Annotated in this window: 23 protein-coding genes and 4 tRNA genes; 26 read left to right on the top strand and 1 reads right to left on the bottom strand. The window is 61.0% G+C overall.

Features of this window, described 5'->3' with window-relative positions:
* Positions 1–36: 36 nt before the first annotated feature.
* Positions 37–900, bottom strand: a complete 864-nt coding sequence (locus tag Q9293_RS16690) for a S9 family peptidase (RefSeq protein WP_306248475.1) — start codon at positions 898–900, stop codon at positions 37–39.
* A 101-nt stretch (positions 901–1,001) separates the two neighbouring features.
* Here Q9293_RS16690 and frr point away from each other — a divergent pair, with 101 nt between their 5' ends.
* The 26 genes from frr to Q9293_RS16560 all read left to right on the top strand — a co-directional run bounded on the left by frr (position 1,002) and on the right by Q9293_RS16560 (position 26,040).
* On the top strand, positions 1,002–1,577 hold the full coding sequence (gene frr, locus Q9293_RS16685; protein WP_306248473.1) for a ribosome recycling factor: 576 nt from the start codon (positions 1,002–1,004) through the stop codon (positions 1,575–1,577).
* Between the two features lie 65 nt (positions 1,578–1,642).
* Positions 1,643–2,416, top strand: coding sequence for a TSUP family transporter (locus Q9293_RS16680; RefSeq protein WP_306248471.1), 774 nt, complete (start codon positions 1,643–1,645; stop codon positions 2,414–2,416).
* A gap of 59 nt (positions 2,417–2,475) precedes the next feature.
* Positions 2,476–2,766, top strand: coding sequence for a hypothetical protein (locus tag Q9293_RS16675; RefSeq protein ID WP_306248469.1), 291 nt, complete (start codon positions 2,476–2,478; stop codon positions 2,764–2,766).
* A 123-nt stretch (positions 2,767–2,889) separates the two neighbouring features.
* Positions 2,890–4,257: an OmpP1/FadL family transporter gene (locus Q9293_RS16670; RefSeq protein ID WP_306248467.1), complete on the top strand. Its 1,368-nt coding sequence runs from the start codon at positions 2,890–2,892 to the stop codon at positions 4,255–4,257.
* Entirely contained in the window at positions 4,258–5,004 is a 747-nt protein-coding gene (rlmB, locus tag Q9293_RS16665; RefSeq protein ID WP_306248465.1) for a 23S rRNA (guanosine(2251)-2'-O)-methyltransferase RlmB, read from the top strand.
* Between the two features lie 157 nt (positions 5,005–5,161).
* A tRNA-Tyr gene (locus Q9293_RS16660) sits at positions 5,162–5,248 on the top strand.
* A 48-nt stretch (positions 5,249–5,296) separates the two neighbouring features.
* Positions 5,297–5,372 (top strand) — tRNA-Gly (locus Q9293_RS16655).
* A 67-nt stretch (positions 5,373–5,439) separates the two neighbouring features.
* Positions 5,440–5,514, top strand: a tRNA-Thr gene (locus tag Q9293_RS16650).
* A gap of 58 nt (positions 5,515–5,572) precedes the next feature.
* Positions 5,573–6,766 carry an elongation factor Tu gene (gene tuf / locus Q9293_RS16645; protein ID WP_306248463.1) on the top strand — a complete coding sequence of 398 codons (1,194 nt, stop codon included), beginning with the start codon at positions 5,573–5,575 and terminating at the stop codon, positions 6,764–6,766.
* A gap of 31 nt (positions 6,767–6,797) precedes the next feature.
* Entirely contained in the window at positions 6,798–6,947 is a 150-nt protein-coding gene (rpmG, locus tag Q9293_RS16640) for a 50S ribosomal protein L33 (RefSeq protein WP_306248460.1), read from the top strand.
* Positions 6,948–6,998: 51 nt separating this feature from the next.
* Positions 6,999–7,074, top strand: a tRNA-Trp gene (locus Q9293_RS16635).
* Positions 7,075–7,143: 69 nt separating this feature from the next.
* A complete protein-coding gene (gene secE, locus Q9293_RS16630; RefSeq protein WP_306248458.1) occupies positions 7,144–7,338 on the top strand; it encodes a preprotein translocase subunit SecE in 195 nt (64 codons plus the stop codon).
* A 130-nt stretch (positions 7,339–7,468) separates the two neighbouring features.
* Positions 7,469–7,996, top strand: a complete 528-nt coding sequence (nusG, locus tag Q9293_RS16625; protein ID WP_372342226.1) for a transcription termination/antitermination protein NusG — start codon at positions 7,469–7,471, stop codon at positions 7,994–7,996.
* Positions 7,997–8,237: 241 nt separating this feature from the next.
* Positions 8,238–8,669, top strand: coding sequence for a 50S ribosomal protein L11 (rplK, locus tag Q9293_RS16620; RefSeq protein WP_306248454.1), 432 nt, complete (start codon positions 8,238–8,240; stop codon positions 8,667–8,669).
* Between the two features lie 131 nt (positions 8,670–8,800).
* On the top strand, positions 8,801–9,490 hold the full coding sequence (gene rplA / locus Q9293_RS16615) for a 50S ribosomal protein L1 (RefSeq protein ID WP_306248452.1): 690 nt from the start codon (positions 8,801–8,803) through the stop codon (positions 9,488–9,490).
* 10 nt (positions 9,491–9,500) lie between these two features.
* On the top strand, positions 9,501–9,989 hold the full coding sequence (gene rplJ, locus Q9293_RS16610; protein ID WP_306248450.1) for a 50S ribosomal protein L10: 489 nt from the start codon (positions 9,501–9,503) through the stop codon (positions 9,987–9,989).
* A 48-nt stretch (positions 9,990–10,037) separates the two neighbouring features.
* A complete protein-coding gene (rplL, locus tag Q9293_RS16605; protein ID WP_306248448.1) occupies positions 10,038–10,415 on the top strand; it encodes a 50S ribosomal protein L7/L12 in 378 nt (125 codons plus the stop codon).
* Positions 10,416–10,778: 363 nt separating this feature from the next.
* A complete protein-coding gene (gene rpoB, locus Q9293_RS16600; RefSeq protein ID WP_306248446.1) occupies positions 10,779–15,170 on the top strand; it encodes a DNA-directed RNA polymerase subunit beta in 4,392 nt (1,463 codons plus the stop codon).
* A gap of 42 nt (positions 15,171–15,212) precedes the next feature.
* A complete protein-coding gene (gene rpoC / locus Q9293_RS16595; protein ID WP_306248443.1) occupies positions 15,213–19,451 on the top strand; it encodes a DNA-directed RNA polymerase subunit beta' in 4,239 nt (1,412 codons plus the stop codon).
* 130 nt (positions 19,452–19,581) lie between these two features.
* Positions 19,582–20,565 carry a hypothetical protein gene (locus Q9293_RS16590; protein WP_306248441.1) on the top strand — a complete coding sequence of 328 codons (984 nt, stop codon included), beginning with the start codon at positions 19,582–19,584 and terminating at the stop codon, positions 20,563–20,565.
* Positions 20,562–21,305: a sugar phosphate nucleotidyltransferase gene (locus Q9293_RS16585; protein WP_306248439.1), complete on the top strand. Its 744-nt coding sequence runs from the start codon at positions 20,562–20,564 to the stop codon at positions 21,303–21,305. The genes Q9293_RS16590 and Q9293_RS16585 overlap by 4 nt, the downstream gene beginning before the upstream one ends.
* Before the next feature lie 2 nt (positions 21,306–21,307).
* Complete coding sequence (locus Q9293_RS16580; RefSeq protein WP_306248437.1) at positions 21,308–21,808, top strand: dTDP-4-dehydrorhamnose 3,5-epimerase family protein; 501 nt, start codon at positions 21,308–21,310, stop codon at positions 21,806–21,808.
* Complete coding sequence (rfbD, locus tag Q9293_RS16575; RefSeq protein WP_306248435.1) at positions 21,808–22,656, top strand: dTDP-4-dehydrorhamnose reductase; 849 nt, start codon at positions 21,808–21,810, stop codon at positions 22,654–22,656. Before Q9293_RS16580 ends, rfbD begins: the two co-directional genes overlap by 1 nt.
* Entirely contained in the window at positions 22,653–23,660 is a 1,008-nt protein-coding gene (gene rfbB / locus Q9293_RS16570; protein WP_306248433.1) for a dTDP-glucose 4,6-dehydratase, read from the top strand. The genes rfbD and rfbB overlap by 4 nt, the downstream gene beginning before the upstream one ends.
* A gap of 110 nt (positions 23,661–23,770) precedes the next feature.
* On the top strand, positions 23,771–25,195 hold the full coding sequence (locus tag Q9293_RS16565; RefSeq protein WP_306248431.1) for a lipopolysaccharide biosynthesis protein: 1,425 nt from the start codon (positions 23,771–23,773) through the stop codon (positions 25,193–25,195).
* A gap of 365 nt (positions 25,196–25,560) precedes the next feature.
* Positions 25,561–26,040, top strand: a complete 480-nt coding sequence (locus Q9293_RS16560; protein ID WP_306248429.1) for a CatB-related O-acetyltransferase — start codon at positions 25,561–25,563, stop codon at positions 26,038–26,040.
* Positions 26,041–26,129: the final 89 nt, after the last annotated feature.

Below are 26,129 nucleotides of genomic sequence, written 5' to 3'. Positions count from 1 at the left end.
GCCGCCCTTGGTCTGTTCGGACGGGCCGAAAACCTGCTACTTCGGGGCCTCACCCTTGGCGCGCTCTGCCAGAGTCTGCTCGTTGATGACGTTTTTCGGGGTGCTGGCAGGCTTGGCAGCGGCAGCGGCGTATGTCTTCCCCGTGTGGTGGTAGGTGAGGTATTCGCCGAAGAAGACGGCCATGAGGTCGGCGCGGTCCTTGAGGAAGTCGAAGCCATGGGCCTCGCCATCGACGGCGCTCAGGGTGACGCCGGGCAGATCCTTCAGGGAGGTGGCGTTCTCCGTGGATTCCTTATCGCCATAAGACGTGAGGATCAGCGTGGAGGCGCGGCCTTTGAGCACCGCATGCTTCAGGTGCTCCTTGGCTGCGTCGCCAAAGGCCACGTTGCCTGCGGGGCTGAGACCAAGCACGGCGAGGGCGTGGACGTCGTGGGTGGCCAGCAGCGCGGAGAACGCGCCCAGACTGGCGCCCGCCAGGCCGATGCGGCGACCATCCACGCCGGGCTGCTTGCGGAGCCAAGTGGCGGCCTTGGCGAGGTCGGCCGGGATCTGATCCAACCCCACCGCCTTGGCCGAGGCCGGCAGGTTCGGGGTTACGGCCAGTGGCGCGCCGTTCTTCTGGGTGCTGGTTCCGTGGCCCCGCAGGTCCAGGGCCAGGGTGCCGATGCCACGGGCGGCCAAGCGATCCGCCAGGGGCGCCCAGCCGGAACGATTGGAGCCGAATTGATGGGCCAGGATGACCACCGGAACCTTGCCCTTGGCGGTTGGCAGCGTGAGCGTGCCCTTGAGGGCGAAGCCGTCGGCGCTGGTGATGGCCATCTCGGTGGAAGCCGGGGCGGCGGCCCATGCAGGGATGAGGACCAGGGATGCCAAAGGGGCCAACAGGCGGAGGGTGCGCATGGGTACCTCGGGGGAAGTGCCCCCACTCTAGCACGCAGGGGGGAGCCTGCGGCGGACCGTCCCCTGCGGTATAAAGTGAAGGCTGTACAAGTGAGGTCATCATGTCCATCCCGACTCCCGACACCATCCTCCAGGAAGCCAAGCGCCGGATGCATTCGTCCGTGGAAGCCCTGAAGAAGGAGATGACCACCATCCGCACGGGTCGCGCCAACGCCAGCCTGCTGGACAACGTCCATGTCGAGTACTACGGATCCGTGGTGCCCGTGAATCAGATGGCCACAGTGTCCGTGCCCGAGGCTGGGATGCTGGTGGTGCAGCCCTTCGACAAGAGCGCCATCAAGGCCATCGAGACCGCCATCCTGAAATCCGAGCTGGGCATCAACCCTGGCAACGATGGCAACGTCATCCGCCTGCCCATCCCCATGCTCACCGAAGAGCGCCGCCGGGAACTGGTGAAGGTGCTGCATCGCCTGGGCGAGGAGATCAAGACTGGTGTGCGCAACATCCGCCGGGATGCCAATGAGGACGTGAAGAAGCTTGAGAAGATCAAGGAGGCCCCGCTTTCCGAAGATGCGGCCAAGAAGGCCCTGGATGACATCCAGAAGCTGACGGACCTTCACATCAAAGAGATCGACGAGGCCATGAAGCATAAAGAGGTCGAGATTCTGAAGGTCTAAGGGGATAGCCTGTTTCTGGTTTCTGCGGCCCTTCGCGGGCCGCAGCTTTTTAGGCCTTCGCCTCGATGCTCTCGCTGCCTACCCTCCTTTTGCTCATGCTCGCCGCGCTGTTGGCGGGGTTCATCGACGCCATCGTGGGCGGGGGTGGGCTCATCACCGTGCCCGCGCTCATGATCGCCCTACCTGCGGGTACGCCCCTGCCGACCCTGCTTGGCACCAACAAGGTGGTGGCCTGCACGGGCACCACCATGGCCGCGGGGAAATTCCTGCGCTCGGGCACCCTCGCCTGGCGGGAGATGATCGGCCCCGTACTGGCTTCGGCCGCAGGCGCCTGCTTCGGGGTCTGGCTCACTTACCGGGTGCATGGCGACTTTCTGAGGCCCGTGATGCTGGCGTTGCTGGTGGCCATGCTGGCCTTCACCCTGCTCAAGCCGGATCTGGGGCAGCTGCATGCCCCGCGCTATGGGCTGGGGCATCAGCGTGGGCTGGCGGCGCTCATCGCGGCGGCCCTGGGCTTCTACGATGGTTTCTTTGGCCCGGGCACGGGATCGCTGCTGATCTTCCTCTTCGTGGCCATCCTGGGCTTTGATTTCCTGCGGGCCTCGGCCATGGCCAAGAGTGTGAACTGGGCCTCGAATCTCACGGCCATGGGGCTTTTCGTCTGGCAGGGCAGCTGGATTCCCTCCGTGGCCCTGGGCATGGCGGTGGCCAATGGGGTGGGGGGCTACCTGGGAGCCCATGTGGCCCTCAACAAGGGCAGTGGCTGGGTCCGGGGTGTGTTCATTGCGGTGGTGGCGGCGCTGATCCTCCGCCTCGGATGGCAGACGCTCCACGGGTGATCGTGGGGCGCCACCTTCCGGGCGGCGTTTCCCCCTTCCCCGGTTATGCTGGTCCCTCCATGCCTGTTTCCCGCCCCCGTCCCTTCGCCTGGGACGTCCTCCTGCGAGCGCTCAGATTCTTCTACCTGCTTTGGGGTGGGATGCTTTTGTCCACGCTGGCGTTCTACGGGCGGCTGAAGCTGCCCACGGCCCTCTGGCACTGGCCCACGTTCTGCCGGGCCGTCATCGGCCCCTGGGGCCGGTCCGTGGCCCTGGGCATCGGCCTGGCGATGTGCCTGGCGGCCCTCCTGGAGATCTGGGAACTGGTGGATCGCCTGCTGGTGCGGTTCATGGGGGAATCGGAACACTAACCGGGAATCGGGTTGGAACACTTCGCTTGGTGAATCGTGATCTTTTGGCGATCCTGGAGCCTTGGGTTTGAACCCTTCCCGGGTTCGGATCATTCAAGAAGCGTGTCTCGGGAGGCGTAGGGTATGGCCGAAGTGGTTCGTGGAGTGATGGGGCTGGGTCTGGCGCTGGGCGTGTGCGCCCTTCCGGCCGCCGCCCAAAGCATGGCCTTGCCCGCCTCTGATCCGGTTGGCATTGCCCGTGGCGGCGCGCAGGTGGCCTACGGTTACAGCCTGGAAGCTGCGGCCACCAATCCCTCCCTGCTGGCCTCCCTCAAAGAGAAGGGCGGCTTCTATTTGGCGGGTGGGTTGGAAATGGCCTCCTTCCAGGAAAGCCTCGAATCAGATCTGAAATCGCGCTTCAGCACAGATCGCAATCGCGCCATCGGCGCCTTCGGCTTTGCCACTCGCATGGCTTCAGGTTGGACCTTGGGTCTGAAGGTGGACGAGCCCTACCTCCGCCACGGCAAGCTGCCTGATGATGCCCCCAGCCGCTACCTGGGCGATGCCATCGATCTTTCCGCGCGGCGCATGGAAATCCAGGCGGCCTGGGCCCTCAACCCGAACATTTCCGTGGGCTTCGGTGTGGGCGTGGCGCGTCTGTCGTTTGAATCCAGCAGCGTGATGCGCTTGAATGTGCCCAATGATCCCAGGGTGCCTGCCTCGGGCACCAATGCTGTGAATGGTCTGGTGGAGCAGCGCGTGGGGCAGAGCGGCAACAAGGTGGTGCCGAGCTATTCGCTGGGGGCCCGCTGGGCGCTCAGTCCCCGGTGGACCCTGGGTTTCGCGCACCAATCAGGCCTGAAGGGCGAACCCAGCCTGAAAGCCGGATTGCGCGATGCCGCCCTTGGCGCCTACGCCAATGACGGTCTGAGCGCACCACCGCTCGGGACGAACGCTCGTGTCGCAACGATGCTGGCTGGATCCCAGGCTTCAGCAGGCCAGGGGAACCTGGAACTGCCCTCGCAAACGACGTTCGGCGTGCGTCATCGCCTCAATCCCATGGTGACCTGGGAAGCTGATCTGCGCTGGACCTCCGCGAGCCTGCAGACGCCTGCTTTTGCCTCCATCCAGACGCCTTCAGGAACGGTCTCCGCCCCCTGGGAACTGCCACGTGGGAAGAGCCACCTGGGTGTATTCCTGTCCGCGGAAGTCGAGATGGGCAAGTTCTGGACCCTTCGCGGGGGACTCTCGCTGGATCAGCGCAGTGTCCAGGAGAACGCCACTGAGCCCCTGCTGGGCGGGTCCCGCACGGCGGCTTTCTCTGCTGGGCTCGGGCGGAAGATGTGGGGCGGCGAGCTGAATCTGGGCTTTCAGTACCGCCAGAGCGAGGATCTTGACACCTCTCGGCTGAATGGTGTGTGGAGTTCGGCAGGCTATCGTCCGGTGGGCACCCGCCAGCGCCTGGAAGGCATGGGCCACATCATGGCCCTCGGCTACAAGAAGACGTTCTAGATGCGTTTTCTGGGCCCTCACGCCTGCGAGGAGGCGGTCGCCCGAGGGGAGCTGCATTCCCTCTGGGTGGCGCCTGCCGCCTTCGGGCGGGTGGCGAAGCTGATTTCCGAAGCCCGTGCCGCAGGTGTGGTCATCCATCGCGAGCCCATGGAAAGCCTGGATCGCCGCGCCCAGGGCCAGCGGCATCAGGGCGTGCTGGGGGAAGGCGGCCCCTTTGCCTATGCGGCCTTCGAGGATGTGGCCGCAGCGGTGCGGATGAAGGGGGACGCAGCCCTGCTGCTGGCCTTGGATGGTGTCACCGATCCCCACAACCTTGGAGCCATTCTCCGTTCTGCCGCGGCCGCCGCCGTGGATGGTGTGATCCTGCCTGAGCGGCGCTCTGCCGCTGTGAATGAGACGGTGGTTCGTGCCAGCGCCGGGACCGCGGGACGAGTGCCTGTGTGCCGCGTGGTGAACCTGGGAAGGGCCCTGGATGACCTCAAGGAGGCGGGAGCCTGGATCTACGGACTGGCTGCGGGTGAGGGGAGCCGGGATTACCTTGAGGAACCCTTTGACCGCGCCACGGTGCTCGTCATGGGCGCTGAAGGGGAAGGCCTGCACCTCAAGATCCAGGAGCGGTGCGACGGGCTGTTGCACATTCCCATGCCCGGCGGCATCGAAAGCCTGAACGTTTCCGCCGCGGCGGCGATCACCCTGTTTCGCGTCCTGGCGCGCCGCGGGGATGGCAGCCGAGAAGTTTCCTCTTGAGGGTGTCACGATGCCGTGATACCTTTCGAGTTCCCTGTCAGGAAAGCCCTGCCTCGCAGTGACCCTGACACGCAGCCCTACGGGGCTTCGTTTGGGAGCCCTCCTGGGGTCACCCAGGAGTGATTGACAAGCCCCGGGAGGGGCGCCGGACAAGCATGCCGAGATGGCCGAGTGGTTAATGGCAGCAGACTGTAAATCTGCCACGCAACGCGTTACGGAGGTTCGAATCCTTCTCTCGGCACCAGTCCTTCCCTTTGGGAAAGCCTGGGTCCCGTTCACGGTCAGTTCCACCGCGGGAATAGCTCAGTTGGTAGAGCGTCAGCCTTCCAAGCTGAATGTCGCGGGTTCGAACCCCGTTTCCCGCTCCACCCTCCCCATCCGCCGGTTCCGCCCGGCAGATGGCAAGGCCCCTGCCTCCGGGCAGGAAGGTTCAAAGCCCACATAGCTCAGCGGTAGAGCACTTCCTTGGTAAGGAAGAGGTCACCGGTTCAAGCCCGGTTGTGGGCTCCACCCTTTTGCTTCGAACAGTTTCCCTTCATCTTCTCTCCCACCCTTCAGGAGGTAATCCGTGGCCAAAGAGAAATTCGACCGCTCGAAAACCCACGTCAACATCGGCACCATCGGCCACGTGGATCACGGCAAAACGACGCTGACCGCTGCCATCACCTTTGTGCTGTCCAAGAAGTTCGGTGGCGAGACCAAGTCCTACGATCAGATCGACTCCGCGCCCGAAGAGAAGGCCCGCGGGATCACGATTAACACCGCCCACGTCGAGTACCAGACCGAGAAGCGCCACTACGCGCACGTCGACTGCCCTGGCCACGCCGACTACGTGAAGAACATGATCACCGGCGCGGCCCAGATGGACGGCGCCATCCTGGTGGTGGCTGCCACGGACGGCCCCATGCCCCAGACCCGTGAGCACATCCTGCTCGCCCGTCAGGTCGGTGTGCCTTACATCGTGGTCTTCATGAACAAGATCGACATCGCCGACCCCGAGCTCGCCGAGCTGGTCGAGATGGAAATCCGCGATCTGCTCTCCTCCTACCAGTATCCCGGCGACGAGATCCCCATCATCAAGGGTTCCGCCCGTCTGGCCCTGGATCACGCCGAGACTCCGGATCACGCTGACTGCGCCTGCATCCATGAGCTCATGGCTGCCGTTGATGCCTACATCCCCGATCCCACCCGCGCCATCGACAAGCCCTTCATCATGCCTGTTGAGGACGTGTTCACCATCACCGGTCGCGGCACCGTGGTGACCGGCCGCATCGAGCAGGGCATCGTCAAGGTCGGCGAGGAAATCGAAATCATCGGCCTCAAGGACACCGTCAAGAAGGTCGTGACCGGCGTCGAGATGTTCCGCAAGTCCCTGGATCAGGGCCAGGCTGGTGACAACGCCGGCATCCTGCTCCGCGGCGTGGAGCGCAAGGACGTGGAGCGCGGTCAGGTGCTCGCCAAGCCCGGCAGCATCACCCCCCACACCAAGTTCAACGCCCAGGTGTACGTGCTGACGAAGGAAGAGGGCGGACGCCACACCCCCTTCTTCAACAAGTACCGCCCCCAGTTCTACTTCCGCACCACCGACGTGACCGGTTCCATCGAGCTCGAGGCTGGCCGCGAAATGGTGATGCCTGGCGACAACGTCACCCTGACGGTCGAGCTGATCCAGCCCATCGCCATGGACAAGGGCCTGAAGTTCGCCATCCGTGAGGGTGGACGCACCGTGGGCGCCGGCAACGTGGGCGAGATCCTGGCCTAAGCCAGACCGCCCTCCGACTTAGGAGGTCCAAATGCGCGACATCGTTCACCTGCAGTGCCAGGAATGCAAGCGTAAGAACTACAGCACCACCAAAAACAAGAAGACCACCACGGGCAAGCTTGAATTCAACAAGTTCTGCCGCTTCTGTGGCGGTTACAAGATCCACCGCGAGACGAAGTAGGTCTCGACCAGGGTTTCCCGCCCGGCTCCACCAGAAGCCGGGCGGTCCCACAGGGGAGTAGCTCAGCTGGTAGAGCAGCGGACTCCAAATCCGCAGGTCGCGGGTTCGATCCCTGTCTCCCCTGCCACGTTCTGGCCCCGGCGAACCCGCTCGGGGCCAGGTTTTTCTGATCGACGTCCTTTCCACGGGGTCCATCGTGATCGGTGCCATCAAGCAACAGGCCAAAGATCTTGCGGCCGAGCTCAACCGGGTGGATTGGCCCAGCAAAGAGAAGGTCATGGCCTCCGCATGGACCGTGGTGGTCGTTTCGGTGTTCGTCGGGGCGTTCCTTTGGGCCGTGGACTATGTGTTTACCAAGGGCTTCGCGTTCTTCTTCCTGAAGGCCCGCTGAAGCGGAGGCAACCATGACCGATCTCATCAGCACCCCCCAGGACACTCCGCAGAGCGCCTCGACCCAGGTCCAGGGGCGCGAGCTGAAGTGGTTCATCATCCACACCTATTCCGGCTACGAGGCCAAGGTGATGGAGCATCTCCGTCAGCGCATCAAGATGGAAGAGCGCGACGAGAGCTTCGGCGACATCCAGATCCCCGAAGAGACCTACGAAGAGATGAAGGTCGACGCGAAGTCCGGCAAGAAGGAGCGTGTCGTCAAGAAGCGCAAGTCGTTCCCTGGCTACCTGCTCGTGCAGATCCAGGTGGAGCGCAAGCCCGATGGTTCTGTCGAGATGGCCGATGCCGATTGGCACCTGGTCCGCAACACGCCCAAGGTCACGAGCTTCGTGGGGGCCAACAAGAAGCGGCCCACGCCCCTGACGGACGAGGAAGTCCGCCAGATCATGCACCACACCGAAGAGACGCAGGAAAAGCCCAAGCCGAAGTACCACTTCGAGAAGGGCGAGAAGGTTCGCATCATCGATGGCCCCTTCGCCAATTTCGAGGGCGACGTGGAGGAGATCCACGAGGAACGCTCCACCATCAAGGTGATGGTGACGGTCTTCGGCCGTTCCACCCCCGTCGAACTGGATTTCATCCAGGTCGAGAAACGGTGATGCTGTCCGGGGGACCGCGCTGCGCGCTACGCCCCCGGAGCCCCCACGCCCTCGCCTGGCAAAGCCAGACTCTGGCTTCTGCACCCTTTCCTGAAGACATTTCAAGCTCCTTTTGGTAGACTTTTCAGTCCCGGTCCTTGTGGACCGGGACCTTTTCAACCCGGCTGATGGGTTTTCGAGCCCTCACCCTACAAGGCGGACGTCGCCGGCATGCGCCGGAATCCTCTGCGGGAGCCATCCAATGGCAAAGAAAATCACTGGCTACATCAAGCTGCAGCTGCCCGCCGGCGAGGCGACGCCTGCGCCTCCCGTGGGCCCCGCGCTGGGCCAGCACGGTGTGAACATCATGGAGTTCGTGAAGCAGTTCAACGCGAAGGCTGTGACGGCTGTTGAGAAGGGCACCACCCTTCCCGTCGTCATCACCGTCTATGCGGATCGCAGCTTCAGCTTCATCCTGAAGACCCCGCCTGCCGCCGTGCTGATCAAGAAGAAGATCGGCCTCGACAAGGGCAGCGCCACGCCCAACAAGCAGAAGGTTGGCAAGATCACCAAGGCCCAGCTCGCTGAGATCGCCAAGGTGAAGATGCCTGATCTCACGGCCGGCAGCCTCGAAGCGGCCGTCCGTTCCATTGCCGGCTCCGCCCGCTCCATGGGCGTCGAAGTCATCGACTAAATGTTTTTCGCGCGGGTCCCGAGCCCGCGCGAGCCCCGTTTCTGAATTTCGTTTTTGTTGGAAAGCCGCGCCGTGCGGCGATCCCGGCCACCGCGACCGTCATCGCGGGAGATCGTTCGAATGGAGCCAAAATGGCAAAACCTGGAAAGAAGTACCGGGCTGCCGCGGCCAAGATCGAGGATCGCCCCTACGAGTTGAAGGATGCTCTCACCGTTGTGAAGGACGCGGCGTTCGCCAAGTTCGACGAGACAGTGGAAGTGCACATGAGGCTCGGTGTGGATCCCCGCCACGCGGACCAGATGGTCCGTGGCACCATCGTCCTGCCCCACGGAACGGGCAAGACCATGCGTGTGGCAGTGATCGCAGGTGGCGAGAAGATCAAGGAAGCGGAAGCTGCGGGCGCCGAGATCGTGGGTGGGGATGAACTGGTGGAGAAGATCGCCGGTGGATTCCTCGATTTTGATGCCCTGGTCGCGACCCCTGACATGATGAAGGGCGTTGGCCGCCTGGGTAAGGTGTTGGGCCCCCGCGGCCTCATGCCCAACCCCAAGACCGGAACCGTGACTTTCGACGTGGTCAAGGCCATCAAGGAAATCAAGGCCGGCAAGGTGGAATACCGTGTCGACAAGACCGGCATCATCCACGCGCCCGTTGGCAAGCTTTCTTTCGGCGTCGAAAAGCTGGAAGAGAATGCCAAGGCGCTCATCGATGCCGTTCACAAGGCCAAGCCTGCCACGGCCAAGGGCAAATATGTGAAGACGATGTACATCGCCTCCACCATGGGCCCCTCGGTCACCCTCAACACCAGCGTTGAGAAGTAGGAGGCTGACCATGGAAAAGAACAAGAAGATCGCCGAAGTCGCCGTTCTCAAGGAAACCTTTGCGTCGGCCACATCTGCCGTCGTGATTGAGTTCAAGGGTCTCGTGGTGGGCAAAGATACTGCCTTCCGCAAGAGCATCCGTGAGAGCAAGGCCCAGTACCGCGTCAGCAAGAACACCCTGCTCCGCCTGGCCGTGAAGGACACCTCCTTTGAAGCTCTGGGCGGTTCCTTCAAGGGTTCCAGCGCCATCGCCACCACCAAGGACGATGTCATCGCCCTGGCCAAGGCTGTCAATGGCTTCCTGAAGGACAATCCGGCTGCCACCTTCAAGGCTGGCGTCATGGATGGCAAGCTGATCGACGCCAAGCAGCTTCAGGTCCTCGCCGACCTGCCCAGCCGCGAAGTGCTCATTTCCAAGCTGCTGTTCCTCATGCAGTACCCCATCTCCGGTCTGGCAGTCGTCCTCGATGGCGTCCGCAAGCAGAAGGCCGGCGAGTAGCCCCTCAACCCCGAATCTAAAACCTCATTACGCATTTAGGAGACCATCATGGCTCTCACTGCCGATCAGCTCATCACTGAAATCGAATCCATGACCGTCCTCGACCTGGCCAACCTGGTCAAGGCCCTGGAAGACCGCTTCGGCGTGTCTGCTGCCGCTGCTGCCGCTCCCGCGGGCGGTGGCGCTGCTCCTGCGGCTGCCGCCGAAGAGCAGACCGAATTCAACGTCATCCTGGCTGACGCCGGCGCGAACAAGCTGAACGTCATCAAGGCTGTCCGCGAGATCGTCGCCGGTCTGGGCCTCAAGGAAGCCAAGGATCTGGTTGACGGCGCTCCCAAGGCCGTCAAGGAAGGCATTTCCAAGGACGAAGCCGGCAAGATCAAGGAAAAGCTTGAAGCCGCTGGTGCCAAGGTCGAGATCAAGTAGTTCGATCACAGCATTAACGCAAAGCGTGGGGTGCGTCTCGCACCTTACGCTTTGCGGTTTTGTCTGGATGTGGTACGATTATTCCTTCCGTCCGGTATTCCCGCACGGTTTTGCCCCCATAAAGGCCCCTGGTTGCCAAACGCCCGTCGTCGTCGCGCCATCCTCGTTTCTGGGCTGCACCTTCCACTGATGGGTGGCGGGGTGGCCATCGTTGTGTACCGGGGCCAGAAGCAGTCTCAACATTGAATCAATCCCGGGGCTGCGGTCTCGGGATAAAGCCGTCTTTGCTCAAGGCCCGCAGCTGTCAATCCCCGTGCTGTGTGCCGTCCTAGAAGGTTCCGCCAACTTCACCTGGAGCGAACCATGAGTGTTCAGCAGAACATCTACCGCCAGCGCCACAACTTCTCGAAGATCCGGTCCCTGGTTCCCATTCCGAACCTGATCGACATTCAGAAGCGGAGCTACGACGAATTCCTCCAGATGAACCTCCTCCACTCGGAGCGGGAAGGGCGCGGCCTGAAGGCTGTGTTTGAATCCATGTTCCCCGTGCACAACGGCAAGAATCCGGATGGCAGCGACGCCAATCTGGAAGTCGAATTCCTCGACTACACCGTGGGGCACTGGGCCTGCAAGTGCGAAAAGTACTTGGGCCTCGAGCACCTGCGCACCGAGTGCAAGCAGTGCGGCCACAGCATCGTGTCGGACCACCCGAAGGATCCCACGGTGGACTGCCCCAAGTGCGGCACCCGCAACAAGAACGCGGCGACCATCTGTGACGTGTGCCAAGAGCCCGTCTCGATGAAGCAGAAGATGGGCATGGACGAGTGCGTGGAGCGCGGCTCCACCATGGCGGCCCCCCTCAAGATCCGCGTGCGCCTCAACCAGTTCGACAAGGACGACAAGGGCAACCGCCGCTTCAAGCAGAGCCAGGATTCGGAAGTCTACTTCGGCGACCTGCCGATCATGACCGACCGCGGCACCTTCATCATCAACGGCACCGAACGCGTGATCGTGAGTCAGTTGCACCGCAGCCCCGGTGTCTTCTTCAGCATCGCTCCGGACAAGAGCCTCTACAGCGCCCAGATCATTCCCTATCGCGGCTCCTGGATCGAGTTTGAGCTGGATGCCAAGGGTCTGCTCTACGCTCGCATCGATCGCAAGCGCAAATTCCTGGGCGCCACCTTCATGCGCGCCCTCGGCCTCTTCAGCGAGAGCCTGAGCTCCAATGAGCCCATCCTCCGCCACTTCTACACGCCCGCCACCTTCTTCCTGAAGAAGGGCAAGCTGAGCGTCGCCGTGGGCGACCATCTGCAGGGCAAGAAGACTGAAGAGGACGTGAAGAACCCCAAGACCAAGGAAGTGGTCCTGGCCAAGGACAAGAAGATCACCCGCCGCATCCTCGAGCAGATGGAGAAGGCCGGGATCAAGGATGTGCCGGTGTCCCGCGAAATGCTGGATGGCGCCGTCCTGCTGCAGGACATCGTGAACATGAACACCGGTGAAGTGCTCATGGAAGCGAACGAACCCTTCCTCCAGACCCACCTGGAAATGTTCCTGGCCAATGACGTGCAATCCTTCGACGTGTGCTTCCCCGAAGCGGACGCCACCGGCAAGGTGCTCTCCGAGACGCTGGCGAAGGATCACACCGAGGACAGCGAAGAGGCCGCCAAGGAGCTCTTCAAGAAGATCCGGCCCGGTGAACCCGCCACGCTGGAATCCAGCAAGAAGCTGCTCTTCGGCATGTTCTTCGATGCCCAGAAGTACGACCTCAGCAAGGTGGGTCGCCACAAGATCAACGCCAAGCTGGGACTGGGTACCGACCTGGATTTCCGCACCCTGGGCACCGACGACTTCATCCAGACCATCCACTACCTGCTGCGTCTGAAGAAGTATGACACCACCCGCCAGGACATCGGCGAAGTGGCTCCGGTTCGCGCTGACGACATCGACCACTTGGGCAACCGCCGCGTGCGATCCGTGGGTGAATTGCTGGAGAACGGCTTCCGTGTGGGCCTGGTGCGTGTGCAGCGGGCCATCAAGGAAAAGTTCAGCATCGCGCAGGATCCCAACAACCCTGTGCAGGCGCACGATCTCATCAACAGCAAGCCGGTCATCGCGGCCATGAAGGAGTTCTTCGGCAGCAGCCAGCTCTCCCAGTTCATGGATCAGACCAACCCCCTGTCCGAGATCACCCACAAGCGCCGCCTCTCCGCCCTCGGACCCGGCGGCCTCAGCCGCGACCGTGCGGGCTTTGAAGTCCGCGACGTGCACACCTCGCACTACGGCCGCATCTGCCCCATCGAAACGCCTGAAGGCCCGAACATCGGCCTCATCAGCTCACTGTCCTGCTACGCCCGCATCAACGAATTCGGCTTCATCGAAAGCCCCTACCTGAAGGTGGAGAACGGCCGCATCGTCCACTTCGCCAAGGTCACCAGTGTGGGCGATTCCAAGCTGGGCTACATGGAAGTGGTGCGCCTCGAGGATCTTGAGGAAGAGAACAAGAAGCTCACCAAGGCCGGCAAGCGTCCCGCCAAGTACGAGATGCACGCCTTCTACCTCTCGGCCTGGGAAGAGGATGAACACGTCATCGCGCAGGCCAACGTCCGTGTGGACAAGGACGGCGCCATCCAGGACGAGGATGTCACGGTGCGTGTCGCCGGCGAGACCAAGATCGTCTCCCGCGACAAGGTCACCCTTATGGATGTGAGCCCGAAGCAGGTGGTTTCCGTGGCCGCCAGCCTCATCCCCTTCCTTGAGAACGACGACGCCAACCGAGCCCTCATGGGCGCGAACATGCAGCGCCAGGCCGTGCCCCTCATCCGCACCGAGGCCCCCATCGTGGGCACCGGCATGGAGTACGTGGCCGCCAAGGATTCCGGTGCCTGTGTGGTCTGCCGCCGCTCCGGCATCGTGGAAACCGTCGATGCCAACCGCATCGTGGTGCGCGTGGAGGACGATCCCGAAACCGAAGGCGAAGAGAGCGGCGTGGACATTTACACGCTGGTGAAGTTCGCCCGCAGCAACCAGAACACCTGCCTCAACCAGACCCCCCTCGTGAAGAAGGGCGAGTACGTCACCGAGGGCCAGATCCTCGCGGATGGCCCCTGCACCGATCACGGCGAACTGGCCCTGGGCCGCAACCTCGTCGTGGCCTACATGCCCTGGCGCGGCTACAACTTCGAGGACGCGATCCTGATTTCCGAGCGCGTCGTGAAGGAAGACCTCTACACCACGATCCACATCGAGGAGTTCGAGGTCCACGCCCGCGACACCAAGCTGGGTCCTGAAGAGATCACCCGCGACATTCCCCAGGTCCGCGAAGAGGCCCTCAAGAACCTCGACGACAGCGGCATCATCCGCACCGGTGCCACGGTTCGTCACGGCGACATCCTGGTGGGCAAGGTCACGCCCAAGGGCGAGACCATCCTGTCTCCTGAAGAGAAGCTGCTCCGCGCCATCTTCGGCGAGAAGGCCAGCGATGTGAAGGATGCCAGTCTCACGGTGCCCCCGGGCATCGAAGGCACCGTGGTCGACATCAAGGTCTTCACCCGCAAGGGCCAGGAGAAGGATCTGCGCACCCAGCAGATCGAGCGCGACCAGATGGCCAAGTGGGAGAAGGATCTCTCCGACGAGGAGCGCATCATCCGCGCCGAGGCCAAGAAGAAGGTCGTGTCCCTGCTCAAGGGCAAGGAACTCGACGAAGTCCTCACGGATGACAAGGGCAAGGAACTGCTGCCCAAGGCCAAGAAGCTCACCCAGAACATGCTGGAGGCCGTGCCCTACCACCGCTTCCGCCAGATCTCGGTGGCCGCTGGGAAGACGCGCATCAACGCTGAAGTGCTGGACATCCTCGATAAGACCGAGAGTCAGCTCAAGGTGCTGCGCGACATCCTGAACGAGCGCATGGAGCGTCTGGTCAAGGGTGACGAGCTGATGCCCGGCGTGCTCAAGACCGTCAAGTGCTACGTGGCCGTCAAGCGCAAGCTGCAGGTGGGTGACAAGATGGCCGGCCGCCATGGTAACAAGGGTGTGGTCAGCCGCATCCTCCCCGTGGAGGACATGCCCTACCTGCCCGATGGCCGTCCCGTCGACATCGTGCTGAACCCCCTCGGCGTGCCTTCCCGTATGAACATCGGCCAGGTGCTCGAGTGCCACTTGGGCTGGGCGGGCAAGACCCTCGGTGTCCACTTCTCCACGCCCGTCTTCGACGGCGCGCGCGAAGCCGACATCAAGGGCTTCCTGGTCCAGGCATGGGAGAAGAACAACAAGCTGGGCCCCGACATCACCGGCAAGACCATGCTCTTCGATGGCATGACCGGCGAGGCCTTTGAGCAGCCCGTGAACGTGGGCTGCGTCTACATGCTCAAGTTGCACCACTTGGTTGATAACAAAATCCACGCCCGGAGCATTGGGCCCTACAGCCTCATCACCCAGCAGCCTCTCGGCGGCAAGGCCCAGTTCGGTGGCCAGCGCTTCGGCGAGATGGAAGTGTGGGCGCTGGAAGCCTACGGAGCGGCGCACGTTCTGCAGGAACTGCTCACCTACAAGTCCGACGACATGCACGGCCGCACCCAGATCTACCAGGCCATCATCAAGGGCGAGACCATCAAGGATCCCGGCCTCCCCGAGAGCTTCAACGTCGTCAAGAAGGAACTCAACGCGCTCTGCATCGATGTCGAGATGCTCACCCGCGAAGAGTTGGATCCGGCCATGGCGGAGGAAGAACCCGCGGCCTTCTCCATCGAAGGCTGATCTCCCGCCCCTTCCGTTTCCGACGAATCCTGAGAGGTCCCCATGTTTCCTGAGCAACAGAACATCAACGCCTACGAGTGCATCCGGGTGTCGCTGGCCAGCCCGGACAAGATGCGTTCCTGGTCCAAGGGCGAAGTCACCAAGCCCGAAACCATCAACTACCGCAGCCTGAAGCCCGAGCGCGACGGCCTCTTCTGCGCCCGCATCTTCGGCCCCGTGAACGACTGGGAATGCCTGTGCGGCAAGTACAAGCGTCAGAAGTTCAAAGGCGTCACCTGCGACAAGTGCGGCGTGGAAGTCACCAAGAAGTCGGTGCGCCGCGAACGCATGGGCCACATCCAGCTGGCGAGCCCCGTCAGTCATGTGTGGTTCTTCAAGGGTGTCCCCAGCCGCATCGGCTACCTGCTGGACATCCCCCTGAAGGATCTGGAGCGCGTGCTCTACTTCGAGGCCTACACGGTCACCGAGAGCGGCGGCACCACCCTGAAGGAAGGCGAGATCCTCAACGAGGACAAGTACCGCGAGTTCCGCAGCCAGTTCGGCGAAGGCTTCAAAGCCCAGATGGGCGCCGAAGCCATCAAGGAATTGCTCAAGCAGGTTGACATCGAAGCTCTCACCATCGAGCTTCGCGACCTCATGAAGAAGGAGACCTCTAGCCAGAAGCGCAGCAAGGTCGCCAAGCGCCTCAAGGTGGCGGAATCCTTCCACCGCTCGGGCAACAAGCCCGAGTGGATGATTCTCGACGTGGTGCCCGTGCTGCCCCCCGAGCTGCGCCCCCTGGTGCCCCTCGACGGCGGCCGCTTCGCCACCTCCGACCTGAACGACCTCTACCGTCGCGTCATCAACCGCAACAACCGCCTCAAGAAGCTCCTGGAACTGAAGGCTCCCGATGTCATCGTGCGCAATGAAAAGCGCATGCTGCAGGAGGCTGTGGATGCTCTCTTTGAAAACGGCAAGCGCGGCCGTCTCCTCCGTGGCGTGAGCAACCGCCCCCTGAAGTCCCTCAGCGACGCCCTCAAGGGCAAGCAGGGTCGGTTCCGCCAGAACCTGCTCGGCAAGCGCGTGGACTACTCGGGCCGTTCCGTCATCGTGGTGGGGCCTGACCTCAAGCTGCACCAGTGCGGCCTGCCCAAGAAGATGGCGCTCGAGCTCTTCAAGCCCTTCATCTTCAACCGACTCGAGCACAAGGGCTACGCGGCCACCATCCGCCAGGCCAAGGAAATGGTGGAAGAGGGTCGTCCTGAAGTCTGGGATGTCCTCGAGGAAGTCATCAAGGATCACCCGGTCCTGCTGAACCGCGCGCCGACCCTCCACCGCCTCGGCATTCAGGCCTTCCAGCCGGTGCTCGTCGAGGGCAAGGCCATCCGACTGCACCCGCTCGTCTGCACCGCCTTCAACGCCGACTTCGACGGCGACCAGATGGCCGTGCACGTGCCCCTCAGCCCCATGGCCCAGATCGAGGCCAAGGTGCTGATGATGTCCACGCAGAACATCCTCAACCCCGCCAACGGCCGTCCCAACGTGGTGCCCTCCCAGGACATCGTGCTGGGCGGCTACTACCTCACCAAGAAGCGCGTCGGCCGCAAGGGCGAGGGCATGGTCTTCGCCAACGTCAACGACGTGGTGGCGGCTCACGAGGCGGGCGTGGTGGATACCCACGCCATCATCCAGATCCGCCACACGGGCGAGTGGGTGGACACCGAGGCCTGGCACGCGAAGGACCCCAAGAAGAACTCCGAGCAGGAAGTCTTCGAGGCTCCCGCCGAGACCGTGAACAGCCAGCTCAAGACCACCACCGTGGGCCGCGTGCTCTTCAACCGCGCGCTGCCTGAGGAAGTGCCCTTCATCAACGGCCTGCTCAAGAAGGAGGGCCTGCTCTCCCTCGTGAACAGGGCCTACAAGCTGAATGGCCCTGAAGTGACCATCCGCATGCTGGATGCCATGAAGGACACCGGTTTCCAGTGGGCCATGCGCGCGGGCGTGTCCGTGGGCATCGACGATCTCGTGGTGCCCGACACCAAGGCCAAGCTGCTCAAGGGCGCTTCGGACGAAGTGCGCGCCATCGAGAAGGAATCCTACGAAGGCCGCTTGGATGCTTCGACCCGCTACAACCGCATCCTGGAAGTCTGGGGCAAGACCAGCGACCAGGTGGCCGGCGACATGATGAAGGAACTGGAAAAGCGGAACGAGACCGGCAAATTCCTCAATTCCATCTACATTCTCGCTGACTCCGGCGCCCGCGGTTCAAAGACCCAGATCCGCCAGGTGGCCGGTATGCGCGGCCTCATGGCCCGCCCCAGCGGCGACATCATCGAAACGCCCATCACGGCCAACTTCAAGGAAGGCCTGAGCGTTCTGGACTACTTCATCTCGACCCACGGCGCCCGCAAGGGACTCGCGGATACCGCGTTGAAGACGGCCGACTCGGGCTACCTCACCCGCAAGCTGGTGGACGTGGCCCAGGATGTCATCGTCAACGAGGATGACTGCGAAACCATCGGCGGCATCGAAGTGGAAGCCATCGTCAACAGCGACGGCACCATCCGTTCCCGCCTGCGCGACCGCATCATGGGCCGCGTCTGTCTCGACGACATCGTGGATCCCTACGATGCCGCCAAGATCATTGCGCCCGCCGGCACCCTCATCTCCGAGGAACTGGCCTTCACCATCGAGACCAGCGGCATCACCAAGGTGAAGATCCGCTCCACCCTCACTTGCGAAGCCCGCCGCGGCATCTGCGCCAAGTGCTATGGCCTGAACCTGAGTTCCGGTCGCCTGGTGGATCTCGGCGAGGCGGTTGGCGTCATCGCCGCCCAGTCCATCGGCGAGCCCGGCACCCAGCTCACGATGCGCACCTTCCACGTCGGTGGCGCGGCCAGCCGCACCTCCGAGAAGAGCACGCACGAGGCTCAGATCGCGGGCATCGTGAAGTACGAGGGCCTGGACAACACCAAGGACCAGAAGAAGACCGTCGTCAACCGCAAGGGCGAGACCGTGGCCCTCACGCGCAACGGCTACCTGCTGGTGACTGACGAGGACGGCAACGAGCGTGAGCGCTACAAGATCACCTCCGGCGCCATCCTCCGCGTCAAGGACAAGGAGGCGGTCGAGCCTCGCACGGTGCTCGCCGAGTGGGATCCCTACAACGACGTGCTGCTCACGGAAGTGGGCGGTGTGGCGGACTTCAAGGAATTCGAAGTCAACGTCTCCTACCAGGAAGAGAAGGATCCGATTTCCGGCAACTTCCGCAAGAAGGTCATCGATCCCACCGATGACAAGATCCACCCCCACATCAACATCAAGGGGGACAACCACAAGGTGCTCAAGCGCTACAACATCCCCACCGGCGCCTACATCGAAGTGGAAGAGGGCCAGGAACTGCTGCCCGGCGACGTCATCGCCAAGACCAGCCGCCAGCAGGCCAAGACCAGCGACATCACGGGCGGCCTGCCGCGTGTGACGGAGCTCTTCGAAGGCCGCAAGCCGAAGGAACCCGCCATCATCAGCGAGGTCACCGGCATCGCGAAGTATGGCAACCGCGTCCGCGGCAACCAGAAGGTTGTGGTCGAGGCGGAAACCGGCGAGAAGGGTGAATACCTCATCCCCCGCGGCAAGCACATCCAGGTTCAGGACGGCGATGAAATCCGCGCCGGCGAGAAGCTGACTGAAGGTGCCGTCAGCCCCCACGATCTGCTCAAGGTCCAGGGCGATCGCGCCCTCCAGGCCTTCCTCGTCAACGAGGTGCAGGAGGTCTACCGGGCCCAGGGCGTGGTCATCAACGACAAGCACATCGAGGTGATCATCCGCCAGATGATGCGCTGGGTCCTCATCACCGACGTGGGCGATACCCCGCTCATCGTCGAGGAGAAGGTCGACAAGCACCGCTTCAAGGAGATCAACGAGCAGGCCATCAAGGATGGTGGTGCCCCCGCCACCTGCGAGCCCCTGTTGCTCGGCATCACCAAGGCCGCGCTCACCTCCGAGAGCTTCATCTCTGCCGCCAGCTTCCAGGAAACCACCCGCGTCCTCACCGAGGCCGCGCTGGAAGGCCGCGTCGACTACCTGCGCGGCCTCAAGGAGAACGTCATCCTGGGCCGCCTGATCCCGGCCGGCACGGGCATGGCCCACTACCGGAACCTCGACATCGAGGAGGGCGAGTACCCCGAGCCGAGTCTCAACGAATTCCAGGGCGGCGAAGACTTCGACGACGAATACGCCCGCATGGCCCAGCACGTGGAAGAACTGCAGGGCATGACCGAGATTGACGGCGAAGATTTGTAGCCGATAGCCTGAACCATAAGAACGGCCCGCTTTGTCGGGCCGTTCTTATGGTGGGAATCCGCTGGCTGTGCCTCTTTGCGATAGATGGGTTACAGGGCAAATCTCCGCAAATCTGATAATCTATTCCCTTATGCAGCAGACACTCGAATCCCCCCCATTCGATCTGAAAGCCAGCCTGAAAAAGCCCATCAGGTGGGCGTTTGGGGCGGGACTGGTGGCGGTTGTGGTCACCCTTTTTTTGCCGAACTACTATAAGTCGGAAGTCCGTTTGCTGCCGGTGGAATCAAAGGGGCTTGGCGGCAATCTGGGCGGACTCGCCAGTGCTGCGGCAGCCTTTGGAGTGAGCGTACCTGGCGGAGATAGCAGTGATGCCAATTTTGTGGATGTTCTCAACAGCCGCTGGCTCCGAGAGCAGTTGTTGCAAACAGAGTTCCAGTTCCATACGCGCTCATGGCGGTTTGGAGCAGAAAAACTGGAAACCTGCTCGCTGTATTCCTATATGGACCAAAAAAACATGGATAGGGCACTCAAGGAACTGAGTGAAATTCTTACTTCCTCCCGGGATTTGAAGTCCAAGGTCATCTTGATCAGTGCGGAAACCAAATCTCCCGAACTCTCCCAGCGCATTGTCCAGAAGGCCGGCAAGCTCCTTGAAATCTTCCTGCAGGAGAAGGGGCGAACAAGGGGAGGCGCGAAGGCGGCTTTTGCGGAAGCGCGGTTGAAGGACGCTCGTGGAGAGATGGACGAGGCTGAAGGCCTCTTTCGCCGGTTCCTGGAGGGTAACCGCAATTATCTCAATAGTGCCGATCCGGCTGTGCGATTGAAGGGCACCCGTCTGGAAACGGAACTGCGTCTTCGCCAGCAGTTGGTCACCACGCTTGCGATGAATAGGGAACAGGCCCTTCTGGAAGAGAAGAATGACGTCCCCATTTTAAACATCCTAGACCCGGGTAATCTGCCGATCGAGAAGAGCAAACCAGCGAGATCGGTCATCGTTATTCTGGTGGCGGTGCTTGTGGGGGCAAGCGGTTGGGTATGGTTGAATCGTGAGTGGGTCAAAGCCAGGATCCTGGCTGATGATGAGTCAGACGCTTCTGTTCGGGAGTCGCAATGAAGGGTGTAGTCCTCGCTGGGGGGACGGGTTCCCGTCTTTTCCCGCTGACCAAAGTGACAAATAAACATTTGCTGCCAGTGGGGCAGGCGCCGATGATCTGGCATCCCCTTTGGAAACTTAAGGAGGCGGGGATCGAGGAAATCCTCATCGTGACCGGCACCGAGCACATGGGCGATGTAGTGGCGCTGATGGGTTCGGGCAAGGACTTTGGTTGCCGCTTCACCTACAAGGTGCAGGACGAGGCCGGCGGCATCGCGCAGGCGTTGGGGCTGGCGGAGAACTTCGCGGGGGGCTCGCCGGTCTGCGTGATTCTGGGCGACAACATCTTCCAGGACAGCCTGAAGCCGGAGGCCGAGGCCTTCGAAAAGCAGGGCAAGGGTGCGCGCATCCTGCTGAAGCCCGTGGAGGACCCCCAGCGCTATGGGGTGGCGGAGGTGAAGGGTGGCAAGGTCCTGGGCATCGAGGAGAAGCCCGAGGCACCGAAGTCGAACCTCTCGGTGACGGGCATCTACTTCTACGACGCGACGGTCTTCGATATCATCCGCACGGTGAAGCCCTCTGGCCGCGGCGAGATGGAAATCACGGATGTGAACAACGCCTACATTGAGCGGGGCCAGATGACCTCGGGTACCTTCCAGGGCTGGTGGACGGACGCGGGCACCTTCCCGAGCCTGGCCCACGCCAATGAACTGGCGATCAAGGAGACGACCCCCTTTCCCCAGTCCACGGGCAGGAGCTAGGCATGGAATTCAGGAAGGGCCCTATCGAGGGCGTGGTGATCACGTCCTTCCGCAAGTTCGTGGATGAGCGCGGCTGGCTGGCGGAGATCTTCCGCCACGACGAGCTGCCCGAGTGGTTCCGGCCCGAGATGTCTTACGTGAGCGTGACGAATCCCGGCGTGCTGCGGGGGCCCCACGAGCACGTGGACCAGGCAGACCTGTTCTGCTGGGTGGGGCCCGGGGATTTCAAGCTCACCCTGTGGGACAACCGCCCGGACAGCCCCACCTACTGCAACCGGATAGAAGTGGCCATGGGGGTGAACAACCCGGGCTCGGCCATCATCCCCAAGGGCGTGGTGCACTGCTACCGCTGCATCAGCCATGAGCCGGGCTTCGTCATCAACTGCCCGGACCGGCTGTTTATGGGCAAGGGCAAGCTGGAACCCATCGACGAGATCCGCCACGAGGATGATCCCAACAACCCGTTCGTGAAGGATGAGCGGGCTCGCCGGGTGCACGCCTGATGCGGGTCCTCGTCACCGGCGGGGCCGGACAGCTGGCCCAGGCCATCCGCCTGATCTGGGCGGAGCATGAGCTCGTCATTCCGGATGAATCCGTGCTGGACCTGAGCCGGCGGGAGTCCATTCAGCGAGTGGTGGTCGAGGTGCGGCCCGAGGTGCTGATCAACTGCGCGGCCTTCACCCAGGTGGACCGCTGCGAGTCCGAGGCCGACCTGGCGCAACTCATCAATGCCACGGCGGTGGGCTGGCTGGCGGAGGCCTGCGAGGCTGTGGATGCCCGGCTGGTGCAGGTCAGCACGGACTATGTCTTCGATGGCACGGGCACGCGGCCCTACCGAGAGGATGACCCAACGAACCCCGTGTCGGTCTATGGCCGCACCAAGCTCGAGGGCGAGCGCCAGGCGGCGCGGTGCCCGAAGCACCTGATCGCCCGCACCAGCTGGCTCTACGATGCCTGGGGGAAGAACTTCCTGAACACCATGCTCAATGCCGCGGCCCAGGGCCGGGCGCTGCGGGTGGTGGATGACCAGCGGGGCGCACCGACCACCTGCCGGGCGCTGGCAGGTCAGCTGAAAATGGCCGTGGCCGAAGCGTGGCAGGGTCTGGTGCATGCCACCTGCCAGGGCGAGACCACGTGGCATGGCTTCGCCCAGGCGATCTTTGAGGCCAAGGGCCTGAACGTGGACCTGAGCCCCTGCGGCACCGCTGATTACCCCACCCCCGCCACGCGGCCGGCCTATTCCGTGCTGGATGGTGGCCGGCGGAAGGTGCTCGGGACCGACCGGATGCCCCCCTGGCAGGAGGCTCTGGCGCAGGTGGTGACCCAACCCGATCTTTTGAAGGAAGCATGATGCCCGAGACGATTCTCATCACCGGCGGTGCCGGTTTCATCGGCAGCAACCTGGTGCACCGCTGGCACCGCAACCATCCCGGCGATCGGATCCTGGTCCTGGACAAGCTGACCTACGCGGCCGACTCCAAGCAACTGGAGGGCCTGGAGCGGGTGGAGCTGGTGGTGGGCGACATCCAGAACCTGGAGCTGGCGCGGCACCTGATCGAGTCGAACCACATCACCAAGGTGTTTCACCTGGCGGCGGAGAGCCATGTGGACCGGAGCATCACAGGCCCGGCGGCCTTCATCCAAACCAACCTGCTGGGGACTTTCTCCATGCTGGAGGCGGCGCGGCAGGCCTGGGCTGGGCAGAAGGATTGCCGGTTCCTGCACATCAGCACGGACGAGGTATATGGCTCTCTGGGGGAGGAGGGCAAGTTCCACGAAGAGATGGCCTACGCGCCCAACAGCCCCTACAGCGCCAGCAAGGCTGGCAGCGATCATCTGGTGCGCGCCTACCACCACACCTACGGCATGGATGTGGTGACCACCAACTGCTCCAACAACTACGGCCCCCGACAACACCCCGAGAAGCTGATCCCCCTGGCGATCATGCGCATGGCCAAGGGCGAGCCCATCCCCATTTACGGCGATGGCCTGAACATCCGGGACTGGCTGTTCGTGGAAGACCATTGTTCCGCGCTGGAGACGGTGATGCTGAATGGCGTGGCGGGTGAGACCTACTGTGTGGGCGGCGACAACGAGCAGACCAATCTGGCCCTGGTGGATCTGTTATGTGACATGGTGGACCAGTACCTCGGGCGCCCCCAGGGCACCAGCCGAAGTCTCAAGACTTTCGTACAGGATCGTGCCGGGCATGACCGACGGTACGCTATTAATGCCTTCAAGGTTCAGAGTGAATTAGGTTGGAACTCTGAAGTGACTTTTGAGCAAGGATTGCAGAAGACGGTTAGCTGGTATTTGCACGGATTTAATTCAATCATCAGCCCAGCGCCGCATTGATGGCGGACCCACTTGATCGACGGCTCATAATTCGAAATGTTGTTTCGAATTTAGCAAGTGGCGCTGCTGGTGCCCTACTCGCAGTCGCACTGCCACCGTTTCTCGTACGCTTGCTGGATAGGGACACTTACAGTGTTTGGGCTCTCTTACTTCAAATTGGTGGTTATACGGGGCTTGTCAATTTTGGACTTCAAACTGCAGTGGGGCGATTCACTGCGCATACAGATGCTCGAAATGATGTAATCCAGCGCAATCAGATTGTCTCGACGGCAGTGGCACTGCTCTCTGGATCAGCTGTAATTAGTATTTTCGCGATATTTGCTTTATCTGGAATGCTACCCCTGTTTTTTCCGGCAATTCCAGCTTCGCTTCTAGCTAATGCCAAAATAGCTCTCATCCTCGTGGGTAGCTCGCTGGCACTTGGGCTTCCATTCTCTGTTTTAAATGGAGTTTTCGTCGGACTTCAAAGGAACGAAATACCCGCCATGATTATTATTGTAGGACGTCTTAGTACCGCTCTTGGTCTTGTTCTGGCTGCTGCTTGGGGTAAAGGTTTGGTGGTGATGGGTGCAATTTTTGGTGGAATTAATATATTGAGTTATAGCGCTCTGTTATTTGCCATTAAGCACTATGTCCCCAATTTATTGATATCAAAACAGCTTGTGAATAGTCAATCATTCAGAGAGCTCATGGATTATTGCACCAGTCTCAGTGTATGGAATTTCGCAATGCTTCTTGTGAGCGGCCTAGATCTGGTACTGGTGGCCCGCTTTGATTTCTCTGCCGTGGGGGGATTTGCGATTGCCTCCAGCCTATTAACGCTGCTGGTTGGAGCGCAATCCGCCATCCTAAGTGTCATTTTACCAGCGGGTGCGGCTCTCGACGCGCAGGGAGATCGTAAGCGTTTGATGGGCTTGCTTCTAAACACTACTCGCTGGAATCTACTGCTACTGGGGATAATTACAGGGTTATACTGTGTTTTAAAGCCAATATTACTTAACGGGTATGTTGGCCATGACTATGCATCGAAGATCTCACCTATACTTAGTGTACTGCTTCTTGCGACTGTAATTCGTTTGTCGATGCTTCCGTTTAATCTATTGGCCATGGGGGCTGGGGACCATCGTCGAATCATTCTTGGCCCATTGGCTGAGGGATTTTCAAATATATTAGCATCTACATTTTTGGGGTGGAAATTCGGTGCAATAGGTGTGGCCTGGGGAACAGTTCTCGGAGGTGCCGTCGGTGTGGCCTTCCATTTAGGGCTTAACCTTCCGAGGAGTTCGCGACTGGGGGTCTCCCTTCAGGTTTTCACCACACAGGCTTTTTCGCCTGGGATTATTGCGGTTTTACCATTGCTGCTGCTTCTCGTCCTGGAAGGAGCTGCTGTACGACTATTTGGTGAGCACGTATGGGAATCGCCAGTGATGGCTGGCGTTATGTTTGGGGCCTTTGCATGGAAGATGCTTCTTTTGCCAAATGAAAGAGAATACGTTCTTTCCAAAATTGGGGTGGTTTACCCTCGTCGACATTAAGTGTATTATCAGTGCCTGCCGGCCAGTTGTAATTGGTAAGACAATTCTAGGTGGTATTTGTGTAAAGATGGTGATTTGTTGGTGTCATATAATTAATTTAAGCTATAAAAAAGTATCATTCGCTAATAGAGGTGTAGTCGTGCTTTACATATTTAATTAAGGGAATGAATTAGAGTCTGAGCGGTTTTTTGAAGGAGTGCTTTATGAAATATTGGTTGAAGTTAATTCTAGGGTGGGTATATAATACATTTAGTCGACTAGTCTTGGATGGGCGATTCAAACTTCAGATTCGTCAAGGGACTGTGGAAATTGGCCGATACTCATATGGTGTGCCAATAGTTCATAGTTGGGCCGATGGAGCTCGATTGATAATTGGCAACTACACCTCAATCGCCGATGAGGTTCATATCCTTCTTGGCGGTGATCACCCGACTCATTGGGTATCTACCTTCCCTCTGCGGATTAAACTAGGACTTCCGGGGGCTGGTCGTGATGGGACCCCTTCGACAAAGGGAGATGTTGTTATCGGATCAGATGTCTGGATTGGACTTGGGGTGACTATCCTTTCTGGCGTGCATATTGGTGACGGTGCCATTATCATGGCTAGAAGTGTAATTGTTAAGGATGTGGAACCCTACGCCATTGTTGGCGGTGTTCCAGGGAGATTAGTCAGGAAGAGATTTGATGGAGAGGACATTGAAAAACTCCTAAATTTGAAATGGTGGGAGTGGCCCGACCAACAAGTAGTGGAGGCCACCCCGATGCTTTCAAGCGGAGATATTGATTCCTTCCTTAAGGTGTATGCTTCACCTTCCGCGAATACGGTTCTTAAAAGGGATAGATGACACGTGTATTTTGATTTATAGCTGAAATTTAAATGCATATTATCCCGGTTTTATCCAAATAGGATTATCGGTAACAAAAACGTAGGCCC

It is taken from the genome of Geothrix sp. PMB-07 (assembly GCF_030758935.1).
In the GTDB taxonomy this organism is placed as follows: Bacteria; Acidobacteriota; Holophagae; order Holophagales; family Holophagaceae; genus Geothrix.
Note: the sequence above shows the minus strand (reverse complement) of the source record. Positions and strands in the feature narration are given on the sequence as shown.